Annotated in this window: 24 protein-coding genes and 1 pseudogene; 19 read left to right on the forward strand and 6 right to left on the reverse strand. The window is 37.4% G+C overall.

Annotated elements, in window-relative coordinates; all coding sequences use genetic code 11:
- Positions 1-64 precede the first annotated feature (64 nt).
- The 16 genes from B4H39_RS01660 (at position 65) to B4H39_RS01735 (ending at position 16,487) form a co-directional block, all read left to right on the forward strand.
- Positions 65-454 (forward strand): hypothetical protein, encoded by a 390-nt coding sequence (locus B4H39_RS01660; protein WP_251421656.1) that lies wholly within the window; start codon positions 65-67, stop codon positions 452-454.
- Positions 455-588: 134 nt separating this feature from the next.
- Positions 589-1,470: a hypothetical protein gene (locus B4H39_RS01665; RefSeq protein ID WP_251421653.1), complete on the forward strand. Its 882-nt coding sequence runs from the start codon at positions 589-591 to the stop codon at positions 1,468-1,470.
- Complete coding sequence (locus B4H39_RS01670; RefSeq protein ID WP_251421650.1) at positions 1,467-2,747, forward strand: hypothetical protein; 1,281 nt, start codon at positions 1,467-1,469, stop codon at positions 2,745-2,747. Before B4H39_RS01665 ends, B4H39_RS01670 begins: the two co-directional genes overlap by 4 nt.
- On the forward strand, positions 2,740-3,405 hold the full coding sequence (locus B4H39_RS01675) for an ABC transporter ATP-binding protein (protein ID WP_251421647.1): 666 nt from the start codon (positions 2,740-2,742) through the stop codon (positions 3,403-3,405). Before B4H39_RS01670 ends, B4H39_RS01675 begins: the two co-directional genes overlap by 8 nt.
- A 6-nt stretch (positions 3,406-3,411) precedes the next feature.
- Entirely contained in the window at positions 3,412-4,626 is a 1,215-nt protein-coding gene (locus B4H39_RS01680) for a hypothetical protein (RefSeq protein ID WP_251421644.1), read from the forward strand.
- A gap of 35 nt (positions 4,627-4,661) precedes the next feature.
- Positions 4,662-5,324, forward strand: coding sequence for an ABC transporter ATP-binding protein (locus tag B4H39_RS01685; RefSeq protein ID WP_251421641.1), 663 nt, complete (start codon positions 4,662-4,664; stop codon positions 5,322-5,324).
- A gap of 308 nt (positions 5,325-5,632) precedes the next feature.
- On the forward strand, positions 5,633-7,411 hold the full coding sequence (uvrC, locus tag B4H39_RS01690; RefSeq protein ID WP_251421638.1) for an excinuclease ABC subunit UvrC: 1,779 nt from the start codon (positions 5,633-5,635) through the stop codon (positions 7,409-7,411).
- A gap of 129 nt (positions 7,412-7,540) precedes the next feature.
- Positions 7,541-8,614: an A/G-specific adenine glycosylase gene (gene mutY / locus B4H39_RS01695; protein ID WP_251421635.1), complete on the forward strand. Its 1,074-nt coding sequence runs from the start codon at positions 7,541-7,543 to the stop codon at positions 8,612-8,614.
- Positions 8,615-8,723: 109 nt separating this feature from the next.
- Entirely contained in the window at positions 8,724-10,130 is a 1,407-nt protein-coding gene (gene pepV / locus B4H39_RS01700; protein WP_251421632.1) for a dipeptidase PepV, read from the forward strand.
- 114 nt (positions 10,131-10,244) lie between these two features.
- Positions 10,245-10,607 (forward strand): holo-ACP synthase, encoded by a 363-nt coding sequence (gene acpS / locus B4H39_RS01705; RefSeq protein ID WP_202231244.1) that lies wholly within the window; start codon positions 10,245-10,247, stop codon positions 10,605-10,607.
- A 22-nt stretch (positions 10,608-10,629) separates the two neighbouring features.
- On the forward strand, positions 10,630-11,742 hold the full coding sequence (gene alr / locus B4H39_RS01710; RefSeq protein WP_251421629.1) for an alanine racemase: 1,113 nt from the start codon (positions 10,630-10,632) through the stop codon (positions 11,740-11,742).
- A gap of 142 nt (positions 11,743-11,884) precedes the next feature.
- Positions 11,885-12,319 carry a Spx/MgsR family RNA polymerase-binding regulatory protein gene (locus tag B4H39_RS01715; protein ID WP_251421626.1) on the forward strand — a complete coding sequence of 145 codons (435 nt, stop codon included), beginning with the start codon at positions 11,885-11,887 and terminating at the stop codon, positions 12,317-12,319.
- A gap of 116 nt (positions 12,320-12,435) precedes the next feature.
- On the forward strand, positions 12,436-12,675 hold the full coding sequence (locus B4H39_RS01720; protein ID WP_251421623.1) for a hypothetical protein: 240 nt from the start codon (positions 12,436-12,438) through the stop codon (positions 12,673-12,675).
- A gap of 58 nt (positions 12,676-12,733) precedes the next feature.
- The gene (locus B4H39_RS01725; protein ID WP_251421621.1) at positions 12,734-13,522 is read left to right on the forward strand and encodes a Cof-type HAD-IIB family hydrolase; all 789 of its coding nucleotides are present in this window, start codon (positions 12,734-12,736) and stop codon (positions 13,520-13,522) included.
- A gap of 219 nt (positions 13,523-13,741) precedes the next feature.
- Positions 13,742-14,431 carry a response regulator transcription factor gene (locus B4H39_RS01730; RefSeq protein WP_251421619.1) on the forward strand — a complete coding sequence of 230 codons (690 nt, stop codon included), beginning with the start codon at positions 13,742-13,744 and terminating at the stop codon, positions 14,429-14,431.
- Positions 14,409-16,487 (forward strand): sensor histidine kinase, encoded by a 2,079-nt coding sequence (locus tag B4H39_RS01735; RefSeq protein ID WP_251421615.1) that lies wholly within the window; start codon positions 14,409-14,411, stop codon positions 16,485-16,487. Before B4H39_RS01730 ends, B4H39_RS01735 begins: the two co-directional genes overlap by 23 nt.
- A 40-nt stretch (positions 16,488-16,527) precedes the next feature.
- Here B4H39_RS01735 and B4H39_RS01740 read toward each other — a convergent pair whose 3' ends face one another.
- Entirely contained in the window at positions 16,528-16,731 is a 204-nt protein-coding gene (locus tag B4H39_RS01740; protein WP_271327991.1) for a CsbD family protein, read from the reverse strand.
- Between the two features lie 225 nt (positions 16,732-16,956).
- Here B4H39_RS01740 and B4H39_RS01745 point away from each other — a divergent pair, with 225 nt between their 5' ends.
- From B4H39_RS01745 to B4H39_RS01755, 3 genes are read left to right on the forward strand one after another with little or no spacing between them, the layout of a single operon-like run.
- A complete protein-coding gene (locus tag B4H39_RS01745) occupies positions 16,957-17,520 on the forward strand; it encodes a TetR/AcrR family transcriptional regulator (RefSeq protein ID WP_251421612.1) in 564 nt (187 codons plus the stop codon).
- Positions 17,521-17,555: 35 nt separating this feature from the next.
- A complete protein-coding gene (locus B4H39_RS01750) occupies positions 17,556-18,629 on the forward strand; it encodes an ABC transporter permease (RefSeq protein WP_251421609.1) in 1,074 nt (357 codons plus the stop codon).
- Between the two features lie 2 nt (positions 18,630-18,631).
- On the forward strand, positions 18,632-19,312 hold the full coding sequence (locus tag B4H39_RS01755) for an ABC transporter ATP-binding protein (protein ID WP_251421606.1): 681 nt from the start codon (positions 18,632-18,634) through the stop codon (positions 19,310-19,312).
- A 412-nt stretch (positions 19,313-19,724) separates the two neighbouring features.
- Here the strand turns inward: B4H39_RS01755 and B4H39_RS01760 are convergent, their stop codons facing one another.
- The 5 genes and pseudogenes from B4H39_RS01760 to B4H39_RS01780 all read right to left on the reverse strand — a co-directional run.
- On the reverse strand, positions 19,725-20,573 hold the full coding sequence (locus tag B4H39_RS01760) for an ISL3 family transposase (RefSeq protein ID WP_349680278.1): 849 nt from the start codon (positions 20,571-20,573) through the stop codon (positions 19,725-19,727).
- Between the two features lie 3 nt (positions 20,574-20,576).
- Positions 20,577-21,017, reverse strand: coding sequence for a hypothetical protein (locus B4H39_RS01765; protein ID WP_251421603.1), 441 nt, complete (start codon positions 21,015-21,017; stop codon positions 20,577-20,579).
- 152 nt (positions 21,018-21,169) lie between these two features.
- Complete coding sequence (gene rnr / locus B4H39_RS01770; protein WP_251423688.1) at positions 21,170-23,170, reverse strand: ribonuclease R; 2,001 nt, start codon at positions 23,168-23,170, stop codon at positions 21,170-21,172.
- A gap of 61 nt (positions 23,171-23,231) precedes the next feature.
- A complete protein-coding gene (locus B4H39_RS01775; protein WP_251423685.1) occupies positions 23,232-24,350 on the reverse strand; it encodes an NAD(P)/FAD-dependent oxidoreductase in 1,119 nt (372 codons plus the stop codon).
- A 116-nt stretch (positions 24,351-24,466) separates the two neighbouring features.
- Positions 24,467-25,105, reverse strand: a pseudogene (locus B4H39_RS01780) (hypothetical protein); the annotation flags it as partial.

A 25,105-nucleotide genomic window follows, 5' to 3' on the forward strand; every position in this document is an offset into this window, starting at 1 on the left:
AATTTAGTTATAAAAAACCGATATCAAATGTATATAGGTAGATCTTTAAAAGAAAGGGATTAATATGAAAAAGAAATATACATCACTTTTGCTTGCTTTAACTATCCTAGGATTATCCTCTCCTATGATTGCAAAGTCCGATATGTTAGGAGGATGGGAAGAAGGGAAGGGTACTTTCGGTTATAATGCTATGCATTTTAGAGCAACTCCTCATCATACTGGCAGGGCAGATATAAAAAAATCTGGTGGAAACACCTATAAGAGAGCCCACGGTTGGACGACTTGGCCTAGAACGAAGCATTACACGGTAGCGCGTTTGGAAGATTGGGGAAAAGTTGTCGCTACCTCTGGTCGCATTTGGGGCGTTGGTGGAACAGAAGCCGTTTCTCCATGGAAAGCTTTTACTAAAGAACTTGGTTCTCCGGGTATTGCAAAAACTTACTATGGGAGATAATTTGACCCGTGGTTTCAGTTAATTTTGTGAATTTAACAGTATTTTTAACTAGCACTGTAACTTAAACCATAACAAACTGCAGATACTCTTTATGAATTTAATACGGTGTCACATGTTTTGGAAAAGAGATTGATATGACAAAGAAAAGTTTACTTAAAATAATTTCACTGCTCCTACTGGTCTATATGCTAATAGCTGTATTCTCTTTATATAAGGATAAACAAAATAAAATATATCTAGAAGCCAACAATTTATACACAAAAAACGCACTTAAAACAAGTGGTAGTTATAGTAAGATACTTGATGAAATGAGTATCAATGCAAAAGTTTTTAAAGTTCTTTCAGAAGAGGATCATATTAGAGCATTTGAGTTTAAAGGCAATATGTCCGACTTCCCCGTCTATGCGGGGAGGAATTTTAAAAAAGATGAAAGAAAAGCTCTAGTAGGTTCATCAGTTCCACTGGAGGAGCATCATGGTGTTAAGTATTTTTCTTATAATGAAAAATTATACGAGGTAATCGGGTATCTGGGTTTAAGCAAGGACAGTATTCTTTCAGATGAAGTAATAATAAAAGATGAAGCTCTATTTTCAAAGGATAAAAATGAAAATATTATTATTGATAGCCCAGACAGTGTCAACATCTCTAAACCAAACTATAAGGTCAGTAATAATTTAGGAAGGCGAAGCAACATCGATTATATTACTCCTTTTATTACTTATATGGTTGTATTATCAATAGGCTTCATTTCTTTAATCATAGGCGTATTGTCATGGTTGTATAGTAAAACATATGCTGAGGTCATGTTCTTAAAAGGAAAGTCCCCTAAAAATATACGGACAGTGCTCTTATTTAAAGTACTTTTAGTGTTTTTAGTCACGAATGTATTTTGTATTGTGTTATCAAAATTGTTTGTGGAATCCAGCATAGAGCTGTATTTATTACTGCCTTCTCTGCTTATAATTATTATTGGATTGGTCACAAGTTCTCACCTTCTAAAAAGGGGAATTAAATGAAAAATTTATACTTTGACTTAAAGCAAAACGTTGTATTGATTGCTTTGAAATCAACACTGATTTCTTTCTTATTTATATTTTTTTATATTTGTATCTCCTTCATGCATTCAAGCAATGAAGCTATCGATAGGGAATTTTCAGATGCTCAAAAAGAAAACATGTATGGATTAGTCGATAATTTGCAAGATCCCAATGATTTTTCTAAATTTAGAGGGGATATTTCCTCTATAAACCATGTTGCTGACTTTTACAATCAATTAAATAAGAGTGATAATTTTAACTTTCTATCAATTTTTGATCAACCCATTCCAGTTACTGACTTTAAAGGAGACATGCAGTTTGATTATGCTTTTGATACGGAGAGGACTAAAAAGGGCTTTTATCAAGATGAACAAACAGGGGAAAAGCTCTTTGATGTTAAAGCTCTACAAATGAACGCTCAGGCTTTCTCTTTTTTTAATTTGAGTGTTAAAAAAGGGACGACGATAGATTGGGATACTGTGAATTATGACTCTAATGTCTTACCCATACTCTTGGGTTCAGACTATAATGACATATACAATGTTGGAGACATTATAGGTGGAAGTTTATATTTTAAAAAGTATCAATTCAAAGTTGTGGGGATATTAAGGGAAAATGCATCACTATTTTATCAAAACAATAGAAATACTTTTATTGACAACTACTTTATCATCCCCTATCCTCCAAAACTTCCAAAAGCGACGGAAAAAGGCAAGGAATTTTATGGCATATTAAATTTCGCGATGATAAATGGCAACATAGCTGCCTCAAGAGACATGACGGGTACGGAATTACTCAATAAATTACATGATATTTCTTTAAAGAGCAACTTTTCTCATTACACTTTGTGGTCTATGCCCGCTTATTTGATTCAGTTTAACTTTATGTACAATATTATTCAAAAAAATTTAAATCTTATTTTTGGTGTGATAGCTTTACTAAGTTTAGCCCTCTACATTGTATTGCGCTGCTTAGACAAAGTGATGATAAAGAGAAGGATAAACATCATAAAATATTTTTGGATACAGGGATACCGTGTTCGTGATATAAATTTTATTGTCTTGAGGTACTCCATGACAGAATATATGTTAAGCGCTATTATTTTCTTAACTGTTTATTTAATTTCTTCCATAAAGCGGTTAGAACTCCTGTTTATCTTGCTTATCCTACAGGCAGGTTATTTTATCATTGATTTTTTGATTTTAAAGAGTGCCTATCTATCAAAATTAAAAAGGAGTTATACTAATAATGATTGAGCTGAAAAATATTAATAAAAACATCATTAAAAACAAGCAAATAGAAAGAGTCTTGTTTGAAAATCTGAATTTCTCCCTTTCTGATGTCACTCCCTCTATAGCTATAATGGGGAGAAGTGGGTCGGGAAAGACGACTTTATTAAATATTATTGCAGGATTGGATATCAACTATGAGGGAGAATACTTTTTTAATCACAATTTAGTTTACAAAACAATTGATAAAATGGCAGATTTGAGACTGAAAAATATCAGTATCATCACACAGCACTATAATCTTTTAGATGATCGTAATGTCATGGAAAATATATTGTTGGGGTTTAGGAAAAAAAGTGCTCAATCTAAAAGTCAAGCAATGGACTATTTAAAAATGGTTGGATTAGAGGGCTATGCGCATAAAAAAATTAAACATTTGTCTGGCGGCGAATGTCAACGTGTTGCCATAGCTCGAGCTATGGCGAAAGCACCCACACTATTAATAGCGGATGAACCTACGGGTGCTTTAGACGAAGAGACAGAGCGTATCGTATTAGATATTTTTCAAGAGCTAAAACGAAAAGGAACTAAAATAATCATCGCTACACATAGTAAAGAAGTCGCGAAAAGTTGTGAGCAGGTAGTGGTTATTAAGGATAAAGCGCTTGAAGCTGTTAGGTTATGAGTTGGTATGATTAAAATATTTTCATTGTTTTATCGCTTAAATAGGAATTATTTTTTTCAGCATAATCTTCTTTTATCAGATTTAGGGCAATTATGGAAAAAAATAATCTTTAATTTTTATCTACTGGTGCGCTGTCTCTTCTATCTTGTTGTTTTTGGGGCGATCACAGTTTATACTTCGCGGATAAACGTGGCTACAGTGCATTTGGTATTGTCACAAATTATATTGATGACACTTTCTATTCTTATCTTTTCCAAACAAGCTAAGATGAGCGATCAAAAAATAAAAAGTTTACAGTTCCTACTAGGGAAAATGTTTACAAAAGAAGAACGGCTTATAAATATAAAAAAAGTTGGACGGTATTATGCGATATATGCACTGGGAAGTTTTATTTTAGTTGATGTAGCAATACTTCCCTATTTTTTAAAATCAGGAATAGGAGGAGTCTTGCTTATGGTGTTTTGTCTAGTTATTACGACTTACTATGTTTATTCTAAGACGGTGGCTATTATGGATATAAAAAGAAGTGAGAGCATCCGCTATCCTTGGTATGTTTCTTATTTTATCGTTGCTACAGTCACTTTGATGTTTCCTGCAGTCTTAAAATCACCAGATATTGAACATTTGATAGGTTCATCTGGTTTTGGGATAATTGTAAATGTCATCTTTACGCTATTGATAATTCATATTTTAATGTTTCTTATCATAAAGCGAAATCCTGCCTTAAAAAACATTGAGGAGAAAAGAAATTTTAGAGGAATGACTCAGGAATTTTTTGAGGGCTATATAAAAGGCGCAGCTTTTTGGTTGATTATTCCGGCAGGTCTTTTGGGAATGCTTCCTATAAGCGAGATAAGTAAGACGATTGTATTTGTAACACTTTTATCCTTTCTTTTAATGCCGAATATTTGCAGCAAACCAATGATAAACTACTTGAAAATGATAGGTTGGAATAAAAAATGCTTTTTAATTCGGTATGGCTATAGGATTTTATTTTTCTTACTGGTTGTGCAGGTTATTTTGAATATATTTGTAAGATTGTCATTAACATTCTTTATGATTGGGCTTGTGTTAACGACAATATTAGTTTTTAGCAGAATCATCGTTGGAGTATTTATTATGGAAAGCGGATATAGCGACAATAAAAAAATAGATTACTATGGTTTGTTTGTCATAACATCGGTGTTTTTATTTGCTATGTTAGCGTATATGTTGAGATAGCTACTGACCTTATTTATAACTTTATTGGAGAGATTATGAGAGCAGAAAAATTATCCAAGAAATTTGGGGATACATACATATTTAAAAATATTGATTTAGAGTTTAAACAAGGAAAAATATACAGTATTTTTGGAAGAAACGGGGTCGGAAAGACCACCTTATTAAATGTTTTAAATGGGACATTAGCGTCAGATGGCGGTGAAATTTATGATGCTGAGAAAGTGATATTGTTAGAGGATAATGAACTTCCTTTTGAATTTATGACGGCAAATGAATTTATTGATACGACCTTTACTTTTAAAAATCAAAAAATAGATCTCCAAGAGAAGGAAAAATTATTTAAGCAATTACACTTTCAACCTGAAAATAAGATAATAAAGGATTTTTCCAAAGGCATGAAAAGTAAACTCTGTATCATCATAGCGCTATTATCGAAACCACAAGTCCTCTTATTGGATGAACCTTTTTCAGATATTGATGTTGTTAGTTTTGGAGAAATTACCGAAATACTGAAACATAAAAAGAAGGAGATGCAAATTATTTTTTCTACCCATGTTTCTAAAATAGCCTTTGAATTATCGGATGACATCGTGTATTTAAAAGAAAATCAAGCGCTATTTTTTGAAAATAACTTTCGGAAAACGGATGAGTTAGAAGATTACATTTTAAAAAAGATGTCAAACCTAGATGAAGTTTAAACTTTATTGAGCAAGTCAAAAGGAAAATAGATGAACAAAAGAAAAATAGTAATACTGATTACTCTAAGCATCGTATCGTTGATGCTGTTATTTATAAATCTTTCTCTAGAGGGAAGTAATAACTGGAATGTCATCATTTTTATCAGTTTAGGGATATATTTTAGAGAGGGTATTGAGATATTTATAGAAAGTAGGAAGAATAAGAAAAGAAAGAAGTAGGTGGTGAAGTATCCTTCCTCAATATGAACGTATAACTTACAGGGTTCATTTAACAAAAGTCCTATTAGCAAATATGCTATAATAAAACCATGAATAACACGATTAAAGCAAAGCTGGAACTCTTACCAGACAGTCCAGGCTGCTATTTACATAAGGATAAAAATGGAACCGTTATCTATGTTGGGAAGGCGAAAAATCTGAAACATCGCGTACGTTCCTATTTTCATGGTTCCCATAATACAAAGACCGAGCTTTTAGTCAGCGAGATTGAAGATTTAGAGTGGATTGTGGTTGAGTCAAATATTGAGTCTCTGGTTCTTGAAATCAACTTGATTCAACGTTATAAGCCCAAATATAACATCATGCTTAAGGATGATAAATATTATCCTTTTTTGACGATTACCAATGAAAAATACCCACGCCTGATGATTACGCGCCGTGTCAAAAAGGACGGTGCCATGTATTTTGGGCCTTATCCAGATGTCAAAGCAGCCAATGAAGTCAAGCGCCTCTTAGACCGTATCTTCCCCTTTCGAAAATGCGGCTTGCATGAAAAGAAGGTTTGCTTTTACTATCATATCCATCAATGCCTCTGCCCGGTTGTAAATCATGTAGATCCACAAGTTTATAAAGACATGGCTCAAGAAGTCAAACATTTTTTAACGGGTGATGATAAAGAGATTATCAATGAACTCAAAGAAAAAATGTTTGCGGCTTCTGAAAAAATGGAGTTTGAACAAGCAGCAGAGTATCGTGATGTTATCAATTCGATTAGCACTTTAAGAACAAAACAACGTGTCATGAACCACGATTTAAAAGACCGCGATGTTTTTGGCTACTATGTGGATAAAGGCTGGATGTGCGTGCAGGTCTTCTTTGTGCGACAAGGTAAAATGATTCAACGTGATGTCAATATGTTTCCTTATTACAATGAAGCAGAAGATGATTTCTTAACTTACGTCGGACAGTTTTATCAAGAAGCTGAACACATGGTGCCCAAAGAAATTTTATTGCCTTCAGAAATTGATGCGGAAGCTGTCGAAGCAGTTACTCAAACCAAAGTTCTCAAACCAAGTCGTGGGGAGAAGAAACAGCTTGTTGCGATGGCGACGAAAAATGCCCGGACACAGTTACAATTAAAATTTGACCTCCTCGAAAAAGACTTGATTAAAACGCAAGGTGCTATTGAGAATCTCGGAAAAATTCTCAACATTCCAACTCCCGTCCGTATTGAATCTTTCGATAATTCGAATATCATGGGGACTTCACCAGTATCAGCGATGGTTGTCTTTATCAATGGCAAGCCTTCAAAGAAAGATTATCGCAAATACAAGATTAAAACAGTCGAAGGTGCAGATGATTATGCCTCAATGCGTGAAGTGATTACGCGCCGTTATAGCCGAGCCATACGTGAAGGTACTGCTTTACCTGACTTGATTGCAATGGATGGTGGTGCAGGGCAAGTCAATGCAGCCAAGGCTATTCTGAAAGAAATAGGTTTAGCCATTCCTGTTGCAGGTATGGCTAAAAATGACAAACACCAAACCAGCGAGTTACTTTTTGGCGATCCTTTGGAAGTCGTGCCACTGAGTCGGCAATCGCAAGAATTCTTTCTTCTGCAACGCATTCAAGATGAAGTCCACCGATTTGCGATTACTTTCCATCGGCAAGTCCGGGGGAAAAATACCTTTTCTTCAAAACTGGATGGTATTACGGGACTTGGACCAAAACGTAAGCAAAAATTAATGACGACCTTCAAGTCACTTAAAGCCATTTCTGAGGCTGATGTTGCTCAAGTCGCTGAAGCAGGCGTACCTTATGAAGTCGCTGAACGTGTCAAAGAGGTTTTGGGAAAAGAAAATGAATAATATTTTTATAGATCAAAAGGTGGATTATATTGATTCACTTTTTTTGTATTCGAAAAAGAAAGGAGAAGCTTCTGGTTCACAGTGATAAGTGGAGAGGTTTTTCTATAAAAACTTGTTATAATGATAGGTATGAACAAAACAGAAATAAAAAAGTTCCAACAAGATCTTTTAGGATGGTATAAGGTACACAAAAAGCCTTTACCATGGCGTAAAACTACATCTGCCTATTCTGTCTGGATTTCTGAAATCATGTCTCAACAGACACAGGTTGAAATAGTTATGCCCTATTATCTGCGCTTTATGGAAAAGTATTCTCAGATTGAGGATTTGGCAGCAGCAGATGACGATGAGCTTCTGAAACTTTGGGAAGGTTTGGGTTATTATTCTCGAGCACGAAATTTAAAAGTGGCTGCTCAGCAAGTGATGACAGACTTTCATGGTAAATTTCCTGACACTTTGGAAGATATTAAAAGTCTGCAAGGGATTGGTCCCTATACTGCAGCGGCCATTGCTTCGATTTCTTTTGGCTTGCCTGAGCCAGCCATTGATGGAAATTTGATGCGCGTGACGAGCCGTTTGTTTGAAATTGATGCAGATATCTCGAAGGCAGCTTCTCGGAAAATATTTGATAAAAAGTTGAGAGAATTAATTTCGGAAGAGAATCCCGGGGATTTTAATCAAGCCCTAATGGATATTGGTTCAATGGTATGTACGCCCAAAATTGCTAAATGCGAGATTTGTCCATTAGCTGCGTATTGTCAAGCCAGACCTAAAGGCACGCAACTGAAGTATCCCGTCAAAAGTAAAAAGTTAAAGCAGCAACACGTTTACTATACTGCCTATGCTCTCAAAAATTCACAAGGTGAATACTATCTCCAAAGACGTCCTGCAACAGGTTTACTTGCTAATATGTGGACTTTTCCTATGCAGGAGATATCTAAAGAAGACTTTGATAATGATACATTGGTGCCACCAACAAATGTGCCAGACAGTATCTCACGCATGACCAAAGTCGGAGAAATCACGCATGTTTTTTCTCACTTGAAGTGGTTTGTCCAAATCATTGAATGTCTTCCAGAGGAAAATTTTGTTCTTCAAGAAGAAAAACTGAATGAAAATCAACTTTGGGTTAAGCTTTCGGACCTCTCAAAAGTAGCTTTGCCGACACCACAAGTCAAAATGTTTAAGTTTTTTAAAGATTAGTTTTTGCTTGGGAAATGCAAACGTTTTACTTTTTTGGTATAATTATAGCAGTTTAGAAAAAAGATTTTTTGTGAGAATGTTCGCAAAAGGTCGAAAAATGGAGGCACTCATGACAACTATTGATTTTACTGCAGAAGTAGAAAAGCGCAAAGACGCAATGCTCGAAGATTTGTTTGAACTTCTTCGTATCGATTCAGCAATGGACATGGAAAATGCGGACAAAGAAAACCCATTTGGTCCTGGACCTCGTAAAGCCCTTGACAAATTCTTGGAATTGGCTGAGCGTGATGGCTATCAAACTAAAAACTATGACAACTATGTTGGTCACTTTGAATACGGAGAAGGCGACGAAGTTTTAGGTATCTTCGGTCACTTGGACGTTGTTCCTGCCGGTTCTGGTTGGGACTCAAACCCATTTGAACCTGAAATCCGTAATGGTAACCTTTACGCACGTGGAGCTTCAGACGATAAAGGCCCAACTATGGCTTGTTACTATGGTTTGAAAATCCTGAAAGACCTTGGTGTGCCATTATCTAAAAAAATCCGCTTCATCGTTGGTACAAACGAAGAAACAGGTTGGAAAGATATGGATTACTACTTTGAACACTGTGAATTGCCATTGCCAGATTTCGGATTCTCTCCAGACGCTGAGTTCCCAATCATCAATGGTGAAAAAGGTAACGTTACAGAGTACCTTCACTTTGACGGAAAAAATGCTGGTGCTGTAGTACTCCACTCTTTCAAAGCTGGCCTGGCTGAAAATATGGTCCCTGAATCTGCAACTGCAGTAATCTCAGGTGCGACAGACCTCCAAGCAAAATTGGAAGCTTTTGTTGCTGAAAATGCTAACAAAAACTTGCGCTTTGACCTTGAAGAAACTGACGGTAAAGCAACAGTAACAATTTATGGTAAATCTGCGCACGGTGCAATGCCATTTAAAGGCATTAACGGTGCAACTTACCTTGCTAAATTCCTCAATCAATTCGACTTCGAAGCCGGTGCAGCTGCCTACATCAAACTTGCCGCTGAAACATTGATTGATGACCACGAAGGTGAAAAATTAGGCACAGCCTACAATGATGAGCTTATGGGTGCAACTTCGATGAATGCTGGTGTTTGGAACTTTGACGAAAATGGTGAAGGTACAATCGCTCTTAACTTCCGTTTCCCACAAGGTACTGACCAATACAAAATCAAAGCAGTTCTTGAAGCTCTTGAAGGCGTAAAAGAAGTGACTATGAACGATCACGTTATGGAACCTCACTACGTCCCAATGGAAGATGAACTTGTTTCTACATTGATCAGCGTTTACGAAAAACACACTGGCCTTAAAGGTTACGAAACAGTAATCGGTGGTGGTACATTTGGTCGTCTCCTTAAACGCGGTGTTGCTTATGGCGCAATGTTTGAAGGTGAAGAAGATACAATGCACCAAGCAAATGAATATAAACCATTGGATGCCCTCTTCAAATCAGCAGTTATCTATGCTGAAGCAATTTACGAATTGGCTAAATAATAAGAATTATGTATATTTTACGGCAGTAGATGAAAGTCTGCTGCTGTTTTTTTGTTTCTGAGAGTAAAAGAAAAAATTAAAATAAAGTGTTTAAAATTTTGATATAATAGAGGAATGATTTACGGTATAGGGATAGATAATGTTGAAATATCTCGCATTATCCAAGCAGTGGAACACAATGCTAAATTTGCACAGCGAGTTTTAACAATAAGCGAGTTTGCTCATTTTGAAAGTTTTACCTCAAAAAAACGCCAGATGGAGTTTTTAGCTGGACGGTGGGCAGCAAAAGAAGCCTTTTCCAAAGCATTGGGAACAGGCTTTGACAGTCAGCTTTCTTTTCATCAAATAGAAATTTCTAAAAATGATAAAGGAAAACCTTATTTTTTAAAGCATCCCTTTGCTGGACAGGCACATTTGAGTATCTCACATAGTAACCAAGAAGCAGTGGCTATGGTTCTTTTGGAAAGTAGAGATTGAAAACAAAAAGGGGATAGATATTATGAAAGCAGCACCACATCGTCACACACCAGCCGTCATTAAATTATCAGCGATTGAGAATAATGTCAAAAAGATGCGAAAGCACATTGGGGATAAACCAGAACTTTGGGCAGTTGTAAAAGCCAATGCCTATGGTCATGGTGCAGTTGCGGTTGCACAGCATATTGAGGGAATTGTGGATGGTTTTTGTGTATCAAATTTTGATGAAGCTATTGAACTTCGCCAGCAGCTGATTATCAAACCAATTCTAGTTTTATCAGGTATTGTTCCAGAGCACGCGGAAATTGCTGCCAGCCAACACATTACTTTGACTGCACCAAGTTTAGAGTGGCTTCAACAAGTCATTGCTTCCAATAAAAATAAGCATTTTTCGCGTCTGAGAATTCATATCGCGGTAGATACAGGTATGGGAAGAATTGGTGTGACAACGGCTGAGGAAGCAAATCAAATTATTGCGCTTGCGGAACAGTATAACATTAGTGTTCGGGGGATTTTTACACATTATGCAACGGCCGATGAAAAAGACACAACACAGTTTGAAGAACAAAAAGCCAAATTTGATGCTTTGGTAAGTCAACTTAGTCATCGACCAAAGTATGTGCATTCCACAAATTCTGCAGCAGGATTATGGCAAAATCAGGATGTCCAGGATATTGAACGCGTTGGTCTGGCTATGTACGGCTTAAATCCAAGTGGCGATGAGTTAGAATTGCCCTATGAGTTAGAGCCGGCCTTGAGCTTGCATTCAGAACTGACCCATGTGAAAAAAATTCATAAAGGAGATACAGTAGGCTATGGAGCAACTTTCCGTGCAGAAGAAGACACCTATGTGGGCACAGTTTCTATAGGATATGCGGATGGTTGGACACGTGATATGCAAGGCTTTAAGGTTCTTGTTGATGGACATTTTTGTGAAATCATCGGGCGCATTTCTATGGATCAAATGACGATTCGTCTCCCGCGACACTATGACATGGGAACTTTAGTGACCTTGATAGGGAAAAACGGGGATAAAGAGATTACGGTTCAGGATATCGCAAATTGGCGGAAAACTATCGGCTACGAAGTTATTTGTCTCTTATCAGATAGAATTTACCGCGTATATGAGGAATAAGAACTGCTTTGATGCAGTTCTTATTTTGTTACGTTTATATATAAAATACTACAAAATTTAGTCAGTTTGACATTTTGTTTAAAAATGATATAATTATGTTAAATACAAATGAGATAAAATTAAGAAAGGTGAGGAAAAGGATATGATAAAAGTATACACTGTCATGGCTTGCAGTTCTTGTAAAAAAGCCAAAGAATGGCTAACTAATCATGGATTAGAGTTTGAAGAAATTAATTTGGTAACAGATAAAATATATCCAGAAGATTTCCTTAATATTTTATCTTTGACTGAAAATGGCACGGAGGAGATAATATCGACAAGAAGCCGTGCTTATAAGCGCTTATCTTTAGATTTTGAACGTCTCTCTCTTCATGAACTCGTCGCTATAATTGAGGACAACCGTACACTTTTACGTCGCCCATTGATTCTTGATGATAAGCGACTTCAAGTGGGTTACAATGAGGATGACATCCGAAAATTTTTACCCCGTTCTGTTCGACGTGTGGAAATGCTTGAAGCGACATACAATATCCGCCAGTTAGATGTGGAACGTACTTTAGAAGAAAAAGCGCAATAAAATAAAAGTGAAATGTGAATGTTTCATTTTTATTTTATTGTGCTTTTTAGCAGCCATAATGACTGATAGGCTGAAAACTCAAAAATATACTGGTGTTTAGGAAGTAGGGCACTGTTTTGAAAGAGAACAGCATTGAAACCAGTCATAATGTTTCTTTGGATGAAAGTTTTGATAATGAAGTTAAGAATATGGTTCGTCCTTGCGTACAGAGTTTCTTTCAGAAGATGAGGTTACATTTACAAAGAGCAAATAATTTAGAAGGAGAAGTTACAATAGCTTTGACTACTGCCACAGAGAAACTGGTGAGCATTGCGTTTTTTCTCTATTTTGTGAAAGTAACCGAAAGAGAAACATAACCAACATAAAAGTTTATATTTTGATAAAATAGATTCAGAATATAGAGGAGTAAATAAAATGATAACAGCTATTGCGACAGATATGGACGGCACTTTCTTGGATGAAAAATCTACTTATGATAAAAAGTACTTCTCTACCCTGCAGCAAAAAATGAATGCCAAAGGGATTCGCTTCATCGTGGCAAGTGGTAATCAATATTTTAAGTTAAAGTCTTATTTTGAAGATATTAAAGATATTATTTTTATCTCTGAAAATGGCGGAATCATTACCATTAATGATGAAGTGGAGATAGTCGCAAGTTTTAACCCAAAAGAGGTGAGCCAAGTTCTCGACTTGCTTGCAGATTTAAAGATTCCTGTCGTTGTTTGTGGTGCGAAGAGCGCTTATACTTTAGAGAGTGTTTCAGAAGAGTTTGAAACTTTTGCTCATAAATATTATGAAAAACTAGAACTTCTCTCTTCTTTTGAGCAGCTACCAGAAGATACTGTGGTTAAATTTGCAACAATTATCCCCGAAGCAGAGTTAGCTACTGTCACAGCAAGACTGAATAGTTATTTTAAAAAAGGGATAAAGGCTGTGACGAGTGGGAATATCTATCTGGATATCGTTCTTGAAGGTAGCAATAAAGGTGCAGCTATTGAGAAAGTCTTGCGAGAGCTTGAACTTTCTCCTCAAAACTTAGCTTCCTTCGGTGATGCGAATAATGATCTTGAAATGTTGGAAATATCCGGCTATTCCTATGCTGTAGCCAATGCCAATGACCAAGCGAAAGCAAGAGCGAAGTGGATTATAGGCAGTAATAAGGAGAAAGCAGTCCTTTCTCAGATTGAAAAAATTATTCAGTGAAAAATGGAAAAAAGTGCAATTTCTGTGAAAAGAACCAAGTAAAATAGATACTGTAAAAACTATACAGTAGAATCTGTTTGAGGAGGTTCTTTTCACAGAAACGTACTTTTTATTTTACGCTCTTTAACATAAAAACTTAAGAAAGTATTAAGAAATTAAGCTAAAAACTGTTCATAAATTTCTGTTATACTAATTTCATCAAGTGGAAATGGGGGAAACATGAATCATACTGTTCTAATTGTGGATGATGAGAAAGACATACGTGAAGCGATTGCACTTTATCTAAAGAATGAAGGAATCCATGCCATTCAAGCAAAAGATGGTATTGAAGCACTGGAGGTTCTGGATAAAGAAGAAGTTCATTTAATCATCATGGACGTCATGATGCCTAAGCTCGATGGTATTGAAGCCACTTTTAAAATCCGTCAATCACAACAGATTCCGATTCTGATGCTGAGTGCTAAAAGTGAAGACACGGATAAAATTTTAGGCCTACAAATTGGAGCTGATGATTATTTAACCAAGCCTTTTAATCCTTTGGAATTAATTGCTCGCGTTAAGTCGCAGCTCCGAAGATACACTTCCTTGGGAAGTTACGAAAAAGAAGAAAAAGTAATTCGGCTTCGTGGACTGACCATTGATCAAGAAGGGAAGGAAGTGAGAGTAGACGGGGAATTGATAAAGTTAACACCTACAGAATTCAAAATTACAGAATTGCTGGCTTGCAATGCTGGAAAAGTTTTTTCTATTACGGAAATCTACGAACGGGTTTGGCAAGAACCAGGATTTAATGCAGAAAATACTGTGGCTGTACATATAAGAAAAATTCGTGAAAAAATAGAGGTAAATCCAAAAGATCCAAAGTATTTAAAGGTGGTGTGGGGCATTGGTTATAAAATGGAAAAATAAGTTTGCAGTGAGTATCGGGCTAGCTTTGCTGCTTTTAGGAGTAAACAGTTTAGTTTTTACAGTTCTAAATGCTGAACAATATATTTTTAATGATTATTTTCAGTCAAAATACTTCAAAGAAGAAATTTCAACCTTAGAAGAAGCGTTAATGAATACTCAGGTAAATCCTAATTTACCAATAGAGGTGACAACAGAAGATATTGAAGAATACCGGATGAATCAACCGGATAAGTATACGCAAGTGGCAACGATTAAAGAGGATCCTGTCTTCCTTGAACGTCTCAGTAAAGCGAAAGAATCTGGCGACAAATCACTTGTAAGGAAACTTGAGGAGGAGCAAAATAAAAAGTTAAATGAAGTGGATAAGTTGTTCACAGACGACAAATACGTCACAGAAAAAATAAAGGAGCAGAAGAAAGAATTAATCGCGCAGCAAAAAGCAGATTGGCTGCCACAATATAAAGATCTTTCCTCAGATATTAACTATCAACTGACCGAAACCAGATCGGGGAAACATCTTGATAACATCTCTGAAAATAAAACTTTTGCAACAGCGAAAACTTTATTTAAAGGGAATATAAGCCAACTTAGTTTTGACGGTCAAAATCGCTTTGAAGGTCAAATTATTATATTAAAAAATAGCAACTTTGATCAAAGAGCATCTTTCAAAAGTTTTACAGAGATGAAAAATCTGACGATAGGTCTTCTTTGCGTGAGCATTTTAAGTTTTGCAGCCTTCCTTGTTTACTGGAAGAAAACAGAAAAAGGAGAAGATGCGCTTCTGGAGAAAGTCAAATCATGGGATAAAATAGCCCTTGATGGAGAGATTTTCATTGCCTTGTTCCTTTCTCTCCTTTACTTATCACTCATACATGAAGCTAAAGTCACATGGAATCTTATACCTTTTCTGCAAGCATATTGTTGGGCTTTCTTGGTGCTCTATCTGCTCTTTCTTGTAGGTTGGGTGATTTACCACAAGGCAAAGGATAGAGAAAACTGGAAGAAAACCTACATTGCTAGAAGCCTCTCTCTCATAAAAGATGCTGCCAGCAATTTTTCAACAGGTTCAAAAGCTTGGTTCATTTTCTGGAGTATGGTGGCAGCCTTCCTTGGTTTTCTGCTCGCACTGATGTGGGGAGGACAAGCCATTGTTCTTTACTTGTTCGTGCTTGTGATTTATCTTTTGCTTATCTTCATTTATTTGTTGCGAAGGCTGGCCATGTTTAATCAGACAGTAAAAATTATTGAGGTGATTGCTCAAGGGGAAAATGCTGAAATGTTAAACATCAAGCCCAAGGGAAAAACTGTTTTTCGAGAAATTTCTGAAAATCTCAAAACAATCAATGAAGAGGTGAAATCTTCCAAAAGTCAGCAAATAAAAAGTGAACGTTTGAAGACAGAACTCATTACGAATGTTTCACATGATTTAAGAACACCCTTAACTTCAATCATCACTTCTGTTGATTTATTGCGTAATGCCGACCTTTCTCAAGATGAAAAGGATAAGTATGTCGAAGTTATCGACCAAAAATCAAAATGTTTAAAAGTTCTTATTGATGATCTTTTTGAAGTTTCAAAAATGGCTAGCGGCAATATTGAACTGAAAAAAAGTAAGGTCGACCTTGTACAATTGCTCGATCAGTCACTGGCTGAGCTCTCTGAAAAAATAGAATCTTCTTCTTTGAAATTTATCACACAAACAGATAAGGAACTGTTTGCTTCGGTTGATGGGGATAAGATGTGGAGAGTGTTTGAAAATTTAATCCACAACATTTTGAAGTACTCTATGGAGAACACGAGAGTTTATATCTCGGGACATAAAAATGATAAAGGCATGATTGATTTAATCTTTAAAAATATTTCGCGAGAAGAATTAGGAGAAGATAGTCAAGAATTGTCGCAGCGTTTTAAAAGAGGGGATTTATCAAGGAATACAACAGGTTCAGGCTTGGGGCTAGCTATAGCTCAGTCGATTGTGGAAGCTCATGACGGCCATTTCCTTTTGGAAACAGATGGGGACTTGTTCAAAATAATTCTTTCTTTGCCAAGCCTGTAATTTTAAAAGATAAAAAGCACTGCGTACAGTGCTTTTTATCTTACTTTTTATGATGCTCAAGTTTTTCTTTTACATCTTCCACAGCATCTTCAGAGGCTTCTTTGATGTCTGCGGCAACTTCCTTCACCTTACCGATCGTTTTATCAAGGAAGCCTTCAGCTTTTTTCTTGTTGTCACCTGTAACATCACCAACAATTTCTTTAGCGCTACCTTTAAGTTTATCTGTTGTACCTTTGTCGACCATACAAAACTCCTCCTTATTATTTTATTTCCATCTTCATTCTACTGCTTATATTTTGCTTTTGCAAGATATTCAACTTACAAATTTTTTTTATTTTAGAATCATACAAAGTTTGAAAAATGAGAATGGAATAAAATAAGCTCATATATTTGACTCTTAATGCTTAAACTGTTAAAATTTACCCTAAAGTGACACTGTGTCATTTTGATAAGAGAAGGAGGAAATAAAGTGCCTAAAGCTACATATCTAAAGCTTCCAGAAGAAAAAAAGCAACGAATTTACGCGGCTTGTAAGACAGAGTTTGCGGATAAACCCTTTCATCAAGCAACGGTAAGAAATATTGTGCAAAGTTTAGACATTCCTCGTGGAAGTTTTTATCAATATTTTGAAGATTTAACGGATTGTTATATGTATGTCCTGTCTCAAGAGACACGTGAGCTTCACCAGCTTTTCTTAGACGCAATCCAAAAATATCCGCTTGAACAAGCCCTAGACGAATACAAGCATTTACTACTAAAGGAACTCGTGCATAATGAAAATTACGCCATCTATAAATATCGCTTTTTAGATTGGAATCACGAATTGACTTTAGCTTGGAAAAAGTATAATCCTCAAACATTTGTAAGTAAAGAGCCTGTTTCGCCAATGATTTCCGTGTTCAAAGCAGTTGTGCATGATCTTGTCTACAGACTGTTTGCAGAAGAGTGGAGTGATCAAGAATTTGTTGCGCACTATGACAGTGAAGTTGCAGTGATTATGAATGGTCTCTCAGGCAGTCAAAATCATCAATAAAGAAGAGAACGTGAAGTTCTTCAAGGAGTTGTATTATGTTTTTATCACTTAAAGAAATATTTTATTACAAGACAAGGTACACGTTGATAGCAACAATCATCTTTTTGGTTTCTTATGTTGTTTTCATATTGTCAGGTCTATCGACTGGCCTTGCGGACCAGTTTAAACAAGCTGTAGTGGATTGGAATGCAGAAAAGATTGTTCTGTCAGACAGTTCGAATAATATTTTATCTGCTTCTCAAATTTCAAAAACAGAGTTAGATAATATTGAAGGAGACGAATTATCTCCCGTTTCGATTTTTTCAACGTCGATCAATCAAGGAGAAAATAAAAGAGAGAATATTACAGTCATGGCGCTTCCAATTGGCTCTGATATTCTACCAAATGTAAAAGAAGGCAACGATTTTTCGGAAGATAAAAAAGAAGTCGTCATCCCAGAAAACCTTGCCGACAAGGGTTATAAAGTGGGGGACAAGATAAAGGTAGGGAATAACGATACAGAGTTAAAAATTGTTGGCATTGCCAAACCGACTTACTATTCAGCAACACCTGTCGTCTACAGTTCATTCACTACTTTGTCCGCAATTAAAAATATGAACACAGCCGCCGCAGAAGCTTCTGTGAATGGTGTCATTGTAAAATCTGGTCAAGTAAGCTTGAAAGGTTCAAGCTCAGATAAATTAAAAGTCATCACAACTTCTGAACTTATCAACAACATTCCTGGTTACTCCGCACAGAAAACAACACTCAGCGCCATGATTTATTTCTTGTTCTTGATTGTGCTGCTCATTATTGCCGTCTTTATGTATGTCATCACGCTACAAAAAGTTCCCATCTTTGGGATTATGAAGGCGCAAGGGATTTCAAATTTCCTTATTATGAAGTCTATCTTATGGCAAAGTTTTTGGCTGGCATTGGTTGGTGTAGTTGCAGCTTTTGGTGGGAGCTATCTCACAAGTTTCGTGCTCCCGCAAGCTATGCCATTTGCAATTGATTTTTCTATCTGGACAATTTATGGTTTCGTATTGATTATCGTGTCCATACTGGGTTCTGTATTTTCACTGTATACGATAAGAAAGATTGATCCTACACAAGCGATTGGAGGTTAGTAATGAAAGATATTCTACATATGGATAAAGTCACAAAGAGCTTTGGTAAGGGGCGAACAGAAGTTCAAGCCTTGAAAGGCATTGATTTACGGGTACAAGCTGGGGAGTTTATCTCAATCATTGGTCCTTCGGGCTCTGGTAAAAGTACTTTCTTAACAATCGCTGGGGGGCTTCAGTCTTCAACAACAGGAACAACAAAAATCAATACAATTGACTTTAATCAACTGTCAGAAAAAGAACGCTCCAAAGTAAGATTTAAAGAAGTTGGCTTTATCCTACAAGCTTCGAACCTCATTCCTTACTTGACTGTCAAAGAACAGTTGAAACTTGTGGATAAAATAAATAAAAAGAATATCAATCAAGGAAAAATAGATGAAATGCTCGACTCCTTAGATATTTTAGAACTACAAGATAAATATCCTGGAGAGCTCTCTGGTGGAGAACGTCAACGTGTTGCAATCGCACGTGCACTTTACAATGATCCAAGCTTAATTTTAGCTGATGAACCAACAGCCAGCTTAGATACAGAAAGAGCTTACCAAGTTGTGGATATTTTGAGAAAAGAAGCACATGAAAAAAATAAAGCCACTATTATGGTGACCCATGATGCACGGATGATAAAAAATAGTGACAGTGTGTACAGGATTGAAGACGGGAACCTCTTTAGAGTAGATGAGATTTAGAACTTGAGAGATACAGAAATAAAGAGTAAGGTGAAGCCAGTCCTTCTGCCTTTTTCTTCGAAACTTGGGGAGAAACCCTAGACTATTAGGCAAATTTTTATCAAAGTTAATGTTAGGCTGGATGCAGGTACACTTATGAATTTCAAACTGTTCTTGCAACATTGAATCCTAATTTAGGTTCATAAGACAGAATCTCTGACAATATTCTAAAAGAACTTCCATAAGACAAAAAAGACCATAGGGCAATATTCAGCTCTATGGTCTTTAGCTTCAAAAGTGTAAGTTACGATAACTTTTTTGAATATTTTCAAGTAAATGATAGGGGAATTTTTTCGGTTCTGTCAACTCTGCGGTGGTAAAAGTAAAATGAGTTACAGATCAATCACTTGAAAAACTGTCTTCGGGCAGTTTTTTAGTTTGTTTTTGAGAGAATTTGTTGAAGTAAAATCCGTTTTCTAAGATGGTCAAAACGCCCAAAGCCAAAGGCAATACGCTTAATGAGCTTACAAAGGTTATTCTTCCCTTCGAGTGGGCCGTTGGAATAAGGCGAAAGAATCCCACGACCAATGGCAGCTCTGTGTTTAAGCAAGTAACGACAGCTAATTTTAAAGTCCTCTGGTAAGCTTTCAGGCATGGTTTCAATAGCCTCAAAAAAGTCGTCTGCTTGCTTATTGGCAAAGGCATCCAAGGCATTCTGATAGACCATATAGGCTTCTTGGAGCTTCTGAGAGTAGCTCAAAAGGGCATCAATGACCTCACCTTCCGTTCTCCATTCGCCCCTGAAAAGCGGAAATTGCTTACGCTTTTGGTAATTGACCTTGCCGTTCCACTTGAGCAGCTGTCGCCAGTATTTTTTTAGCTTACGATAAATCTTGCCATTGTCGCCTTTGAGTTTCTTCAAGTTCTTCATTTCCTTAACACGAAGTTGATTGAAAGCTCTTGATAATTGCTGGATGACATGAAAACCATCAATAAGCAGTTGTGCGTGAGGAAAAAGGGTCATGAGGGCAGGGTAAGAAGCATTCATATCCATGACAATTGTTTTGACTTTCAAACGCTCACTTCTAGGAAAATTGAGAAAATAAGCTATTAAGTCCACTTGTTTTCTAGACTCTAAAATATCTAAGATGTCATGTGTCAGACCATCTGCGTAGACAAAAGCAAGCCCATTGTCGTCATTTTGAGTGGCTTTGAATTCGTCAAAACAGAGAACTTTTGGTAGACTCCTAAACTTTTGTTTGAGGGAAATCCGATCAAGAATTTTCTAACAAAAGGCAGGGGAAACAAAGTAACGGCTGGCAACATCACGCATAGACATTTTGACTTTGAAATCAATCAAGATAGCTGCTTTAAGAACAGAAGACACATTGGCTCGAGGTTCAATAAAATAAGGTGTGGGTGTAAATGTAGCGTCACAATCTCCACAGTTATACTTTGCCTTGGTCAATTCGAGAACTCTTGGACGATGTCCAGAAGGTGTGAGGAGGACTTCTGAAGTGGAATAGGCACGTACTTTTCTTGCCTCTTTCATCACTCCACAAGCTGGGCAAATTGTAGTTTTAGGTCGATAAGTGGCGGTAAAAATTTGTGCTTCATGTTGTCCTGTTATTTTGGCAAAACCATATCGGATAAAATTTTCTAAAGGGAAATCGAGGTCTGAGGCTTTCAAGTCGAGCGAAAGTGTGATAGAATCTGAATGAGTCATAGGAATCCTAACTAATAAATGGTGGTTGGTAACTTCATTTTAGCGGATTACTATGGCTTTTTTCCTACAAAAAAATGGCAGTAGATTTTCATCTACCACCATACAGTATACAGAACCGATTTTCATCTACCACCACAGAGTATACAGAACCTTTATTCTTCAATAACTTCCTCAAAATCAACGGTCCCTTTACGCTTGTTGGCGGAAATGACACGAATTTTTAGGACATCACCCATGCGGTAAGTTTTTTCTGATTTTTTGCCCTTGAAAATGTCTTCTTCTTCATCGAATTCGATAGCTTCTTCAACACCGGTATGAAGATTGACCGTACGAATCAAACCTTGTACAGTATTTTCAAGTTCCATGAAAAGGCCAAATTTTTGAACACCGGTTACGGTAGCTGTGTAAACTTCCCCAATATGATCTTGCATATATTCTGCTTTTTTCATGGCGTCAACGATGCGTTCCGTCACAACTGCACGATGTTCCATGTCGGAAGACTGTTTAGCAATTTCAGGCAAACGGTCTTTCCATTCTTCTTTTGTACGGTTGGAATGATCTTTTGAATAAAGACGAAGCAAACGATGTACAACCAAGTCGGGATAACGACGAATTGGACTGGTAAAGTGTGTATAGTCCGTCGCGGCTAAACCATAGTGATGCGTATTTTTTTCAGAATACAAAGCTGTTGACATGGTATGACGTAATTGATAAGTCAGCGTTTTTTCAAATGCTGTACCCTTAATCTCTTCCGCAAAGTAATTCACGGCTTCATGAGAATCAGAGCTTAAGCTAAATCCAGCATCTGCAGCCTTTTCCATCAGTTTGGCAAACGCTTTTTCCTTAGGTTTGTCATGCACGCGGTAAAGCGAAGGCAGTTTTTTCTTCCGAAAATCAAGGGCAACTGTTTCGTTGGCTGCCAGCATAAAGGACTCAATCATACGTTCTGCCGTGCCACGATCACGTTTCACAACATCAATCGCATTCCCCTTTTCGTCCAAGAGAACTTTCGCTTCACTTTCATCAAATTCGATCATGCCACGTTGATGGCGCATCTCTTCGAGCAGCGCATGAAGTTCGCCAGCAATAGCAACAGAGTCCACAATTTTAGGGAACTGCTCTAAACTTTCACGATGTCCTTCTTGGCCTTTGTTGAGCATCTTGTTCACTGTGGAATAGGTCATGCGATAAGTTGTCTTAATCACCGATGGACCAATCTTATAATTGATAATTTTACCTGATTTATTGATTTCCATAATGCATGACATGGTTAGACGTTCTTGGGCTTCGTTCAGCGAACAAAGGTTATTTGAAAGTTTTACCGGCAACATGGGCACAACACGATCTGTAACGTAGACAGATGTGGCACGTGCGAAGGCCTCCTCATCTAAAGGGGAGCCATCGGTCACATAGTGAGAAACATCAGCGATGTGAACACCTAGCTCATAATTTCCATTGGCTAACTTCTTAACATGGATGGCATCATCTAAGTCTTTCGAATCCTCACCGTCAATCGTATAAGTGATTTCTGAACGGTAATCTTCACGACCAGCAAGGTCTTCCTCGGTTAATTCTTCTGGTATTGCTTCCGTTTGAGCTATTGTCTCCGGTGTAAATTCTTGCGGAATTTTCATGGCACAAAGCACCTCTAAAATATCGATCCCGACATCATCCTTGTGACCGATAATTTCTAGCAATTGCCCTTCAAAAGCCTTGTCTTCATCTGGATGCTGTGTTACTTTGACACGTACCACATCTTCTTCCTGTAACCCGGGAAGAGGCTGCCTAATGTACAAAGGATCTGTTATTTTTTCATTGTAAAGTTGAATGATTCCTTTATAACCCGTCAATTTGCTTTGACGACTTGATAAACTTTTATAGGTCCCAACGGTTTCAGTAACAGAGCGCTTTATAATTTTTATAATCTGCCCATCTGCACCACGTTTCGCATTTTTTTGATGAAGCACTCGAACAAGGACAGTATCTCCATCCATGGCTGATTTGGTAAATTTTGGTGAGATGAAGATATCATTGCTCTTGTCGATTGCATCCAGTGGGTTTACAAAACCAAAACCTTTCGAATGCTTATGAAAAATGCCTTCAACTTCTGTTTTTTCTGGTGTATTAACGATTAAATCTGATATTTTGGCCATTACTATCTTTCTGTTTTTTCAATCTATCTTTTCCATTATAACACACCCTTTGATACGTCTTTTATTTTGAAGCATTTTTGGCTTTTATATAGTTTTTCAAATCTTTTGTATATATCCCCATCTCCCATTGACGTTGAGTACTGTTGAGATACTGCGCTAAAAGATAGGCAATATAGGGTCCTGTCGTTAAGCCTGAGGATCCCAATCCACTCGCCACTATTAAACCTGCTTCGCCCTCTATTGGACCGAAAAACGGTGCAAAATCTGGTGTATAAGCCCGTGTTCCTACACGATAATTATAGGCTGTTTTTGTGAAAAAATCTTCTTTCAAAAAAGGTTGTACTCCCTTTGTCAACTGTTCAAAAGCTTCTTGGGTGGGACTTAAGTCCCAAGCCGCTTCATTCTCATGTGTAGCGCCCAGAAGCAGACGTCCCTCTTGAAAAGGAATGAGTTCTGCCTCGCCATCCAAGAAAGCCACTGGCCATTCTCCCGTCTCAAAGCTTGTATCAAAGGACAAAAGCTGCCCTTTTTGAGGGGAAACAGCTGCCGAATATCCCAGCTGTTCCAACAGACTTTTCAATGCTGGTCCAGGTGTCAAAACCAGTTCATCCACAAAGAAGCTTTCTTGAGTTGAAGCAACCTCCCAGTCATGCCTTCTCCTCCTTACTCTGGCTTCAGTTTTAATGATGTGAATCCCCTTTGCCTCTGCTCGTGCGCGAAGGTGTTCCAAGTAAGCCTTTCCATCTAGACGAGCACCACCTGAAATATACAAACTCTCCGCTGCTTTAAGTAAAGGCAGCTTTTTTTCTGTTTCCTCTGGTCTTAGACGGCGAATTTCACCAATCTCTGGTGCCGTTTTTCTACGCTCTAAGGCAAGCTGTTCAAGCTCTTGAAGTGCTTTTGAACTTCTCAAAAACAAGCTACCACATTTTTCATAGATACTTTCGTGTAAGTTAAAATCCGTCACCAATTGCTCAAAAAAGGACGCTCCATCCCGCGCTAAAGCATACCATTTTTTATTACGTCTCTTGGACAACCACGGTGAAATAATCCCGGCGCTCGCCCCTGTTGCTTGATTTTTCCCTGAGTCAAAAACCGTAATTTCAAATTGTTCTCTATCTAAATAATTGGCCAAAGTCATCCCAATGATGCCCCCACCTATAATCGCTATCTTTTTCATCTTTCTATTTATACAAAAAAATACTTTCTAATGAGTAAATACCTTCTACGCACAGAGAACATAAAAAAGCATGTCCCTCAGTGGAATTTGAGAGAGCATGCCTTCCTATATACTACTTACTGGTGGACGATAAGTGCTGGACGTATCCTTAGTTGAGCGTTAGAATCATAAGTTTGCAGGGCACCTCCGGTGGTCAAGCGCCAGCCTCTACCACTTTCTCCAGGCGTACGAAGCCACCATGTACGCATTTGACCCGTGCGACGTTCCTCACGACTTTCCCAAGCTAGTCCTGGACCTGACAAACGTGCCACATCTGCCAATGACAGAGAAAAAGCTCGGCTGGTACCACTTAGGTCAACGGCAGAATTATCTGCACCTACTTCTCCTGTTAGATGAAGCGGTATCCAGCCATTACCCTCAAAAGTAACATCAGCAAATGCAATACTTCCTACTGTGAAAGTATTTTCTACAGGTTGTACCATGGCTTGAACTGCTGGGTCAAGAGCATCATACCACTGATTGAGACGAGTATTCTGATTATCCCAAGAAATCTGTACACCAGCTTCATTCCGAATAATCAAATGATTCCCACCACCCTGATTCTCCAAATAACGATACTGCTCATTAGCCATAGTGAAGATAGTCCCCGGTGCCATAATGCTAAAATTGATTTGGTCGGGTTGAACATTCTCCTCAGGCCCCGGGTTCCCCCAGTTGTTATCAATAGAGCCATTCTGTACAGCTGTCAAGAAGTC

It is taken from the genome of Lactococcus sp. UBA7128 (genome assembly GCF_002492185.1).
In the GTDB taxonomy this organism is placed as follows: domain Bacteria; phylum Bacillota; class Bacilli; order Lactobacillales; family Streptococcaceae; genus Lactococcus; species Lactococcus muris.

What these genes read in the sequence shown, in the direction of transcription:
- uvrC (WP_251421638.1), top strand. Translation starts at nt 5,633, where the DNA reads ATGAATAACACGATTAAAGCAAAGCTGGAACTCTTACCAGACAGTCCA.
- B4H39_RS01665 (WP_251421653.1), top strand. Translation starts at nt 589, where the DNA reads ATGACAAAGAAAAGTTTACTTAAAATAATTTCACTGCTCCTACTGGTC.
- acpS (WP_202231244.1), top strand. Translation starts at nt 10,245, where the DNA reads ATGATTTACGGTATAGGGATAGATAATGTTGAAATATCTCGCATTATC.
- pepV (WP_251421632.1), top strand. Translation starts at nt 8,724, where the DNA reads ATGACAACTATTGATTTTACTGCAGAAGTAGAAAAGCGCAAAGACGCA.
- B4H39_RS01765 (WP_251421603.1), bottom strand. Translation starts at nt 21,017, where the DNA reads ATGACTCATTCAGATTCTATCACACTTTCGCTCGACTTGAAAGCCTCA.
- B4H39_RS01755 (WP_251421606.1), top strand. Translation starts at nt 18,632, where the DNA reads ATGAAAGATATTCTACATATGGATAAAGTCACAAAGAGCTTTGGTAAG.
- B4H39_RS01740 (WP_271327991.1), bottom strand. Translation starts at nt 16,731, where the DNA reads ATGGTCGACAAAGGTACAACAGATAAACTTAAAGGTAGCGCTAAAGAA.
- B4H39_RS01775 (WP_251423685.1), bottom strand. Translation starts at nt 24,350, where the DNA reads ATGAAAAAGATAGCGATTATAGGTGGGGGCATCATTGGGATGACTTTG.
- B4H39_RS01670 (WP_251421650.1), top strand. Translation starts at nt 1,467, where the DNA reads ATGAAAAATTTATACTTTGACTTAAAGCAAAACGTTGTATTGATTGCT.
- B4H39_RS01725 (WP_251421621.1), top strand. Translation starts at nt 12,734, where the DNA reads ATGATAACAGCTATTGCGACAGATATGGACGGCACTTTCTTGGATGAA.
- B4H39_RS01685 (WP_251421641.1), top strand. Translation starts at nt 4,662, where the DNA reads ATGAGAGCAGAAAAATTATCCAAGAAATTTGGGGATACATACATATTT.
- B4H39_RS01750 (WP_251421609.1), top strand. Translation starts at nt 17,556, where the DNA reads ATGTTTTTATCACTTAAAGAAATATTTTATTACAAGACAAGGTACACG.
- B4H39_RS01680 (WP_251421644.1), top strand. Translation starts at nt 3,412, where the DNA reads ATGATTAAAATATTTTCATTGTTTTATCGCTTAAATAGGAATTATTTT.
- rnr (WP_251423688.1), bottom strand. Translation starts at nt 23,170, where the DNA reads ATGGCCAAAATATCAGATTTAATCGTTAATACACCAGAAAAAACAGAA.
- B4H39_RS01675 (WP_251421647.1), top strand. Translation starts at nt 2,740, where the DNA reads ATGATTGAGCTGAAAAATATTAATAAAAACATCATTAAAAACAAGCAA.
- B4H39_RS01730 (WP_251421619.1), top strand. Translation starts at nt 13,742, where the DNA reads ATGAATCATACTGTTCTAATTGTGGATGATGAGAAAGACATACGTGAA.
- alr (WP_251421629.1), top strand. Translation starts at nt 10,630, where the DNA reads ATGAAAGCAGCACCACATCGTCACACACCAGCCGTCATTAAATTATCA.
- B4H39_RS01660 (WP_251421656.1), top strand. Translation starts at nt 65, where the DNA reads ATGAAAAAGAAATATACATCACTTTTGCTTGCTTTAACTATCCTAGGA.
- B4H39_RS01715 (WP_251421626.1), top strand. Translation starts at nt 11,885, where the DNA reads ATGATAAAAGTATACACTGTCATGGCTTGCAGTTCTTGTAAAAAAGCC.
- mutY (WP_251421635.1), top strand. Translation starts at nt 7,541, where the DNA reads ATGAACAAAACAGAAATAAAAAAGTTCCAACAAGATCTTTTAGGATGG.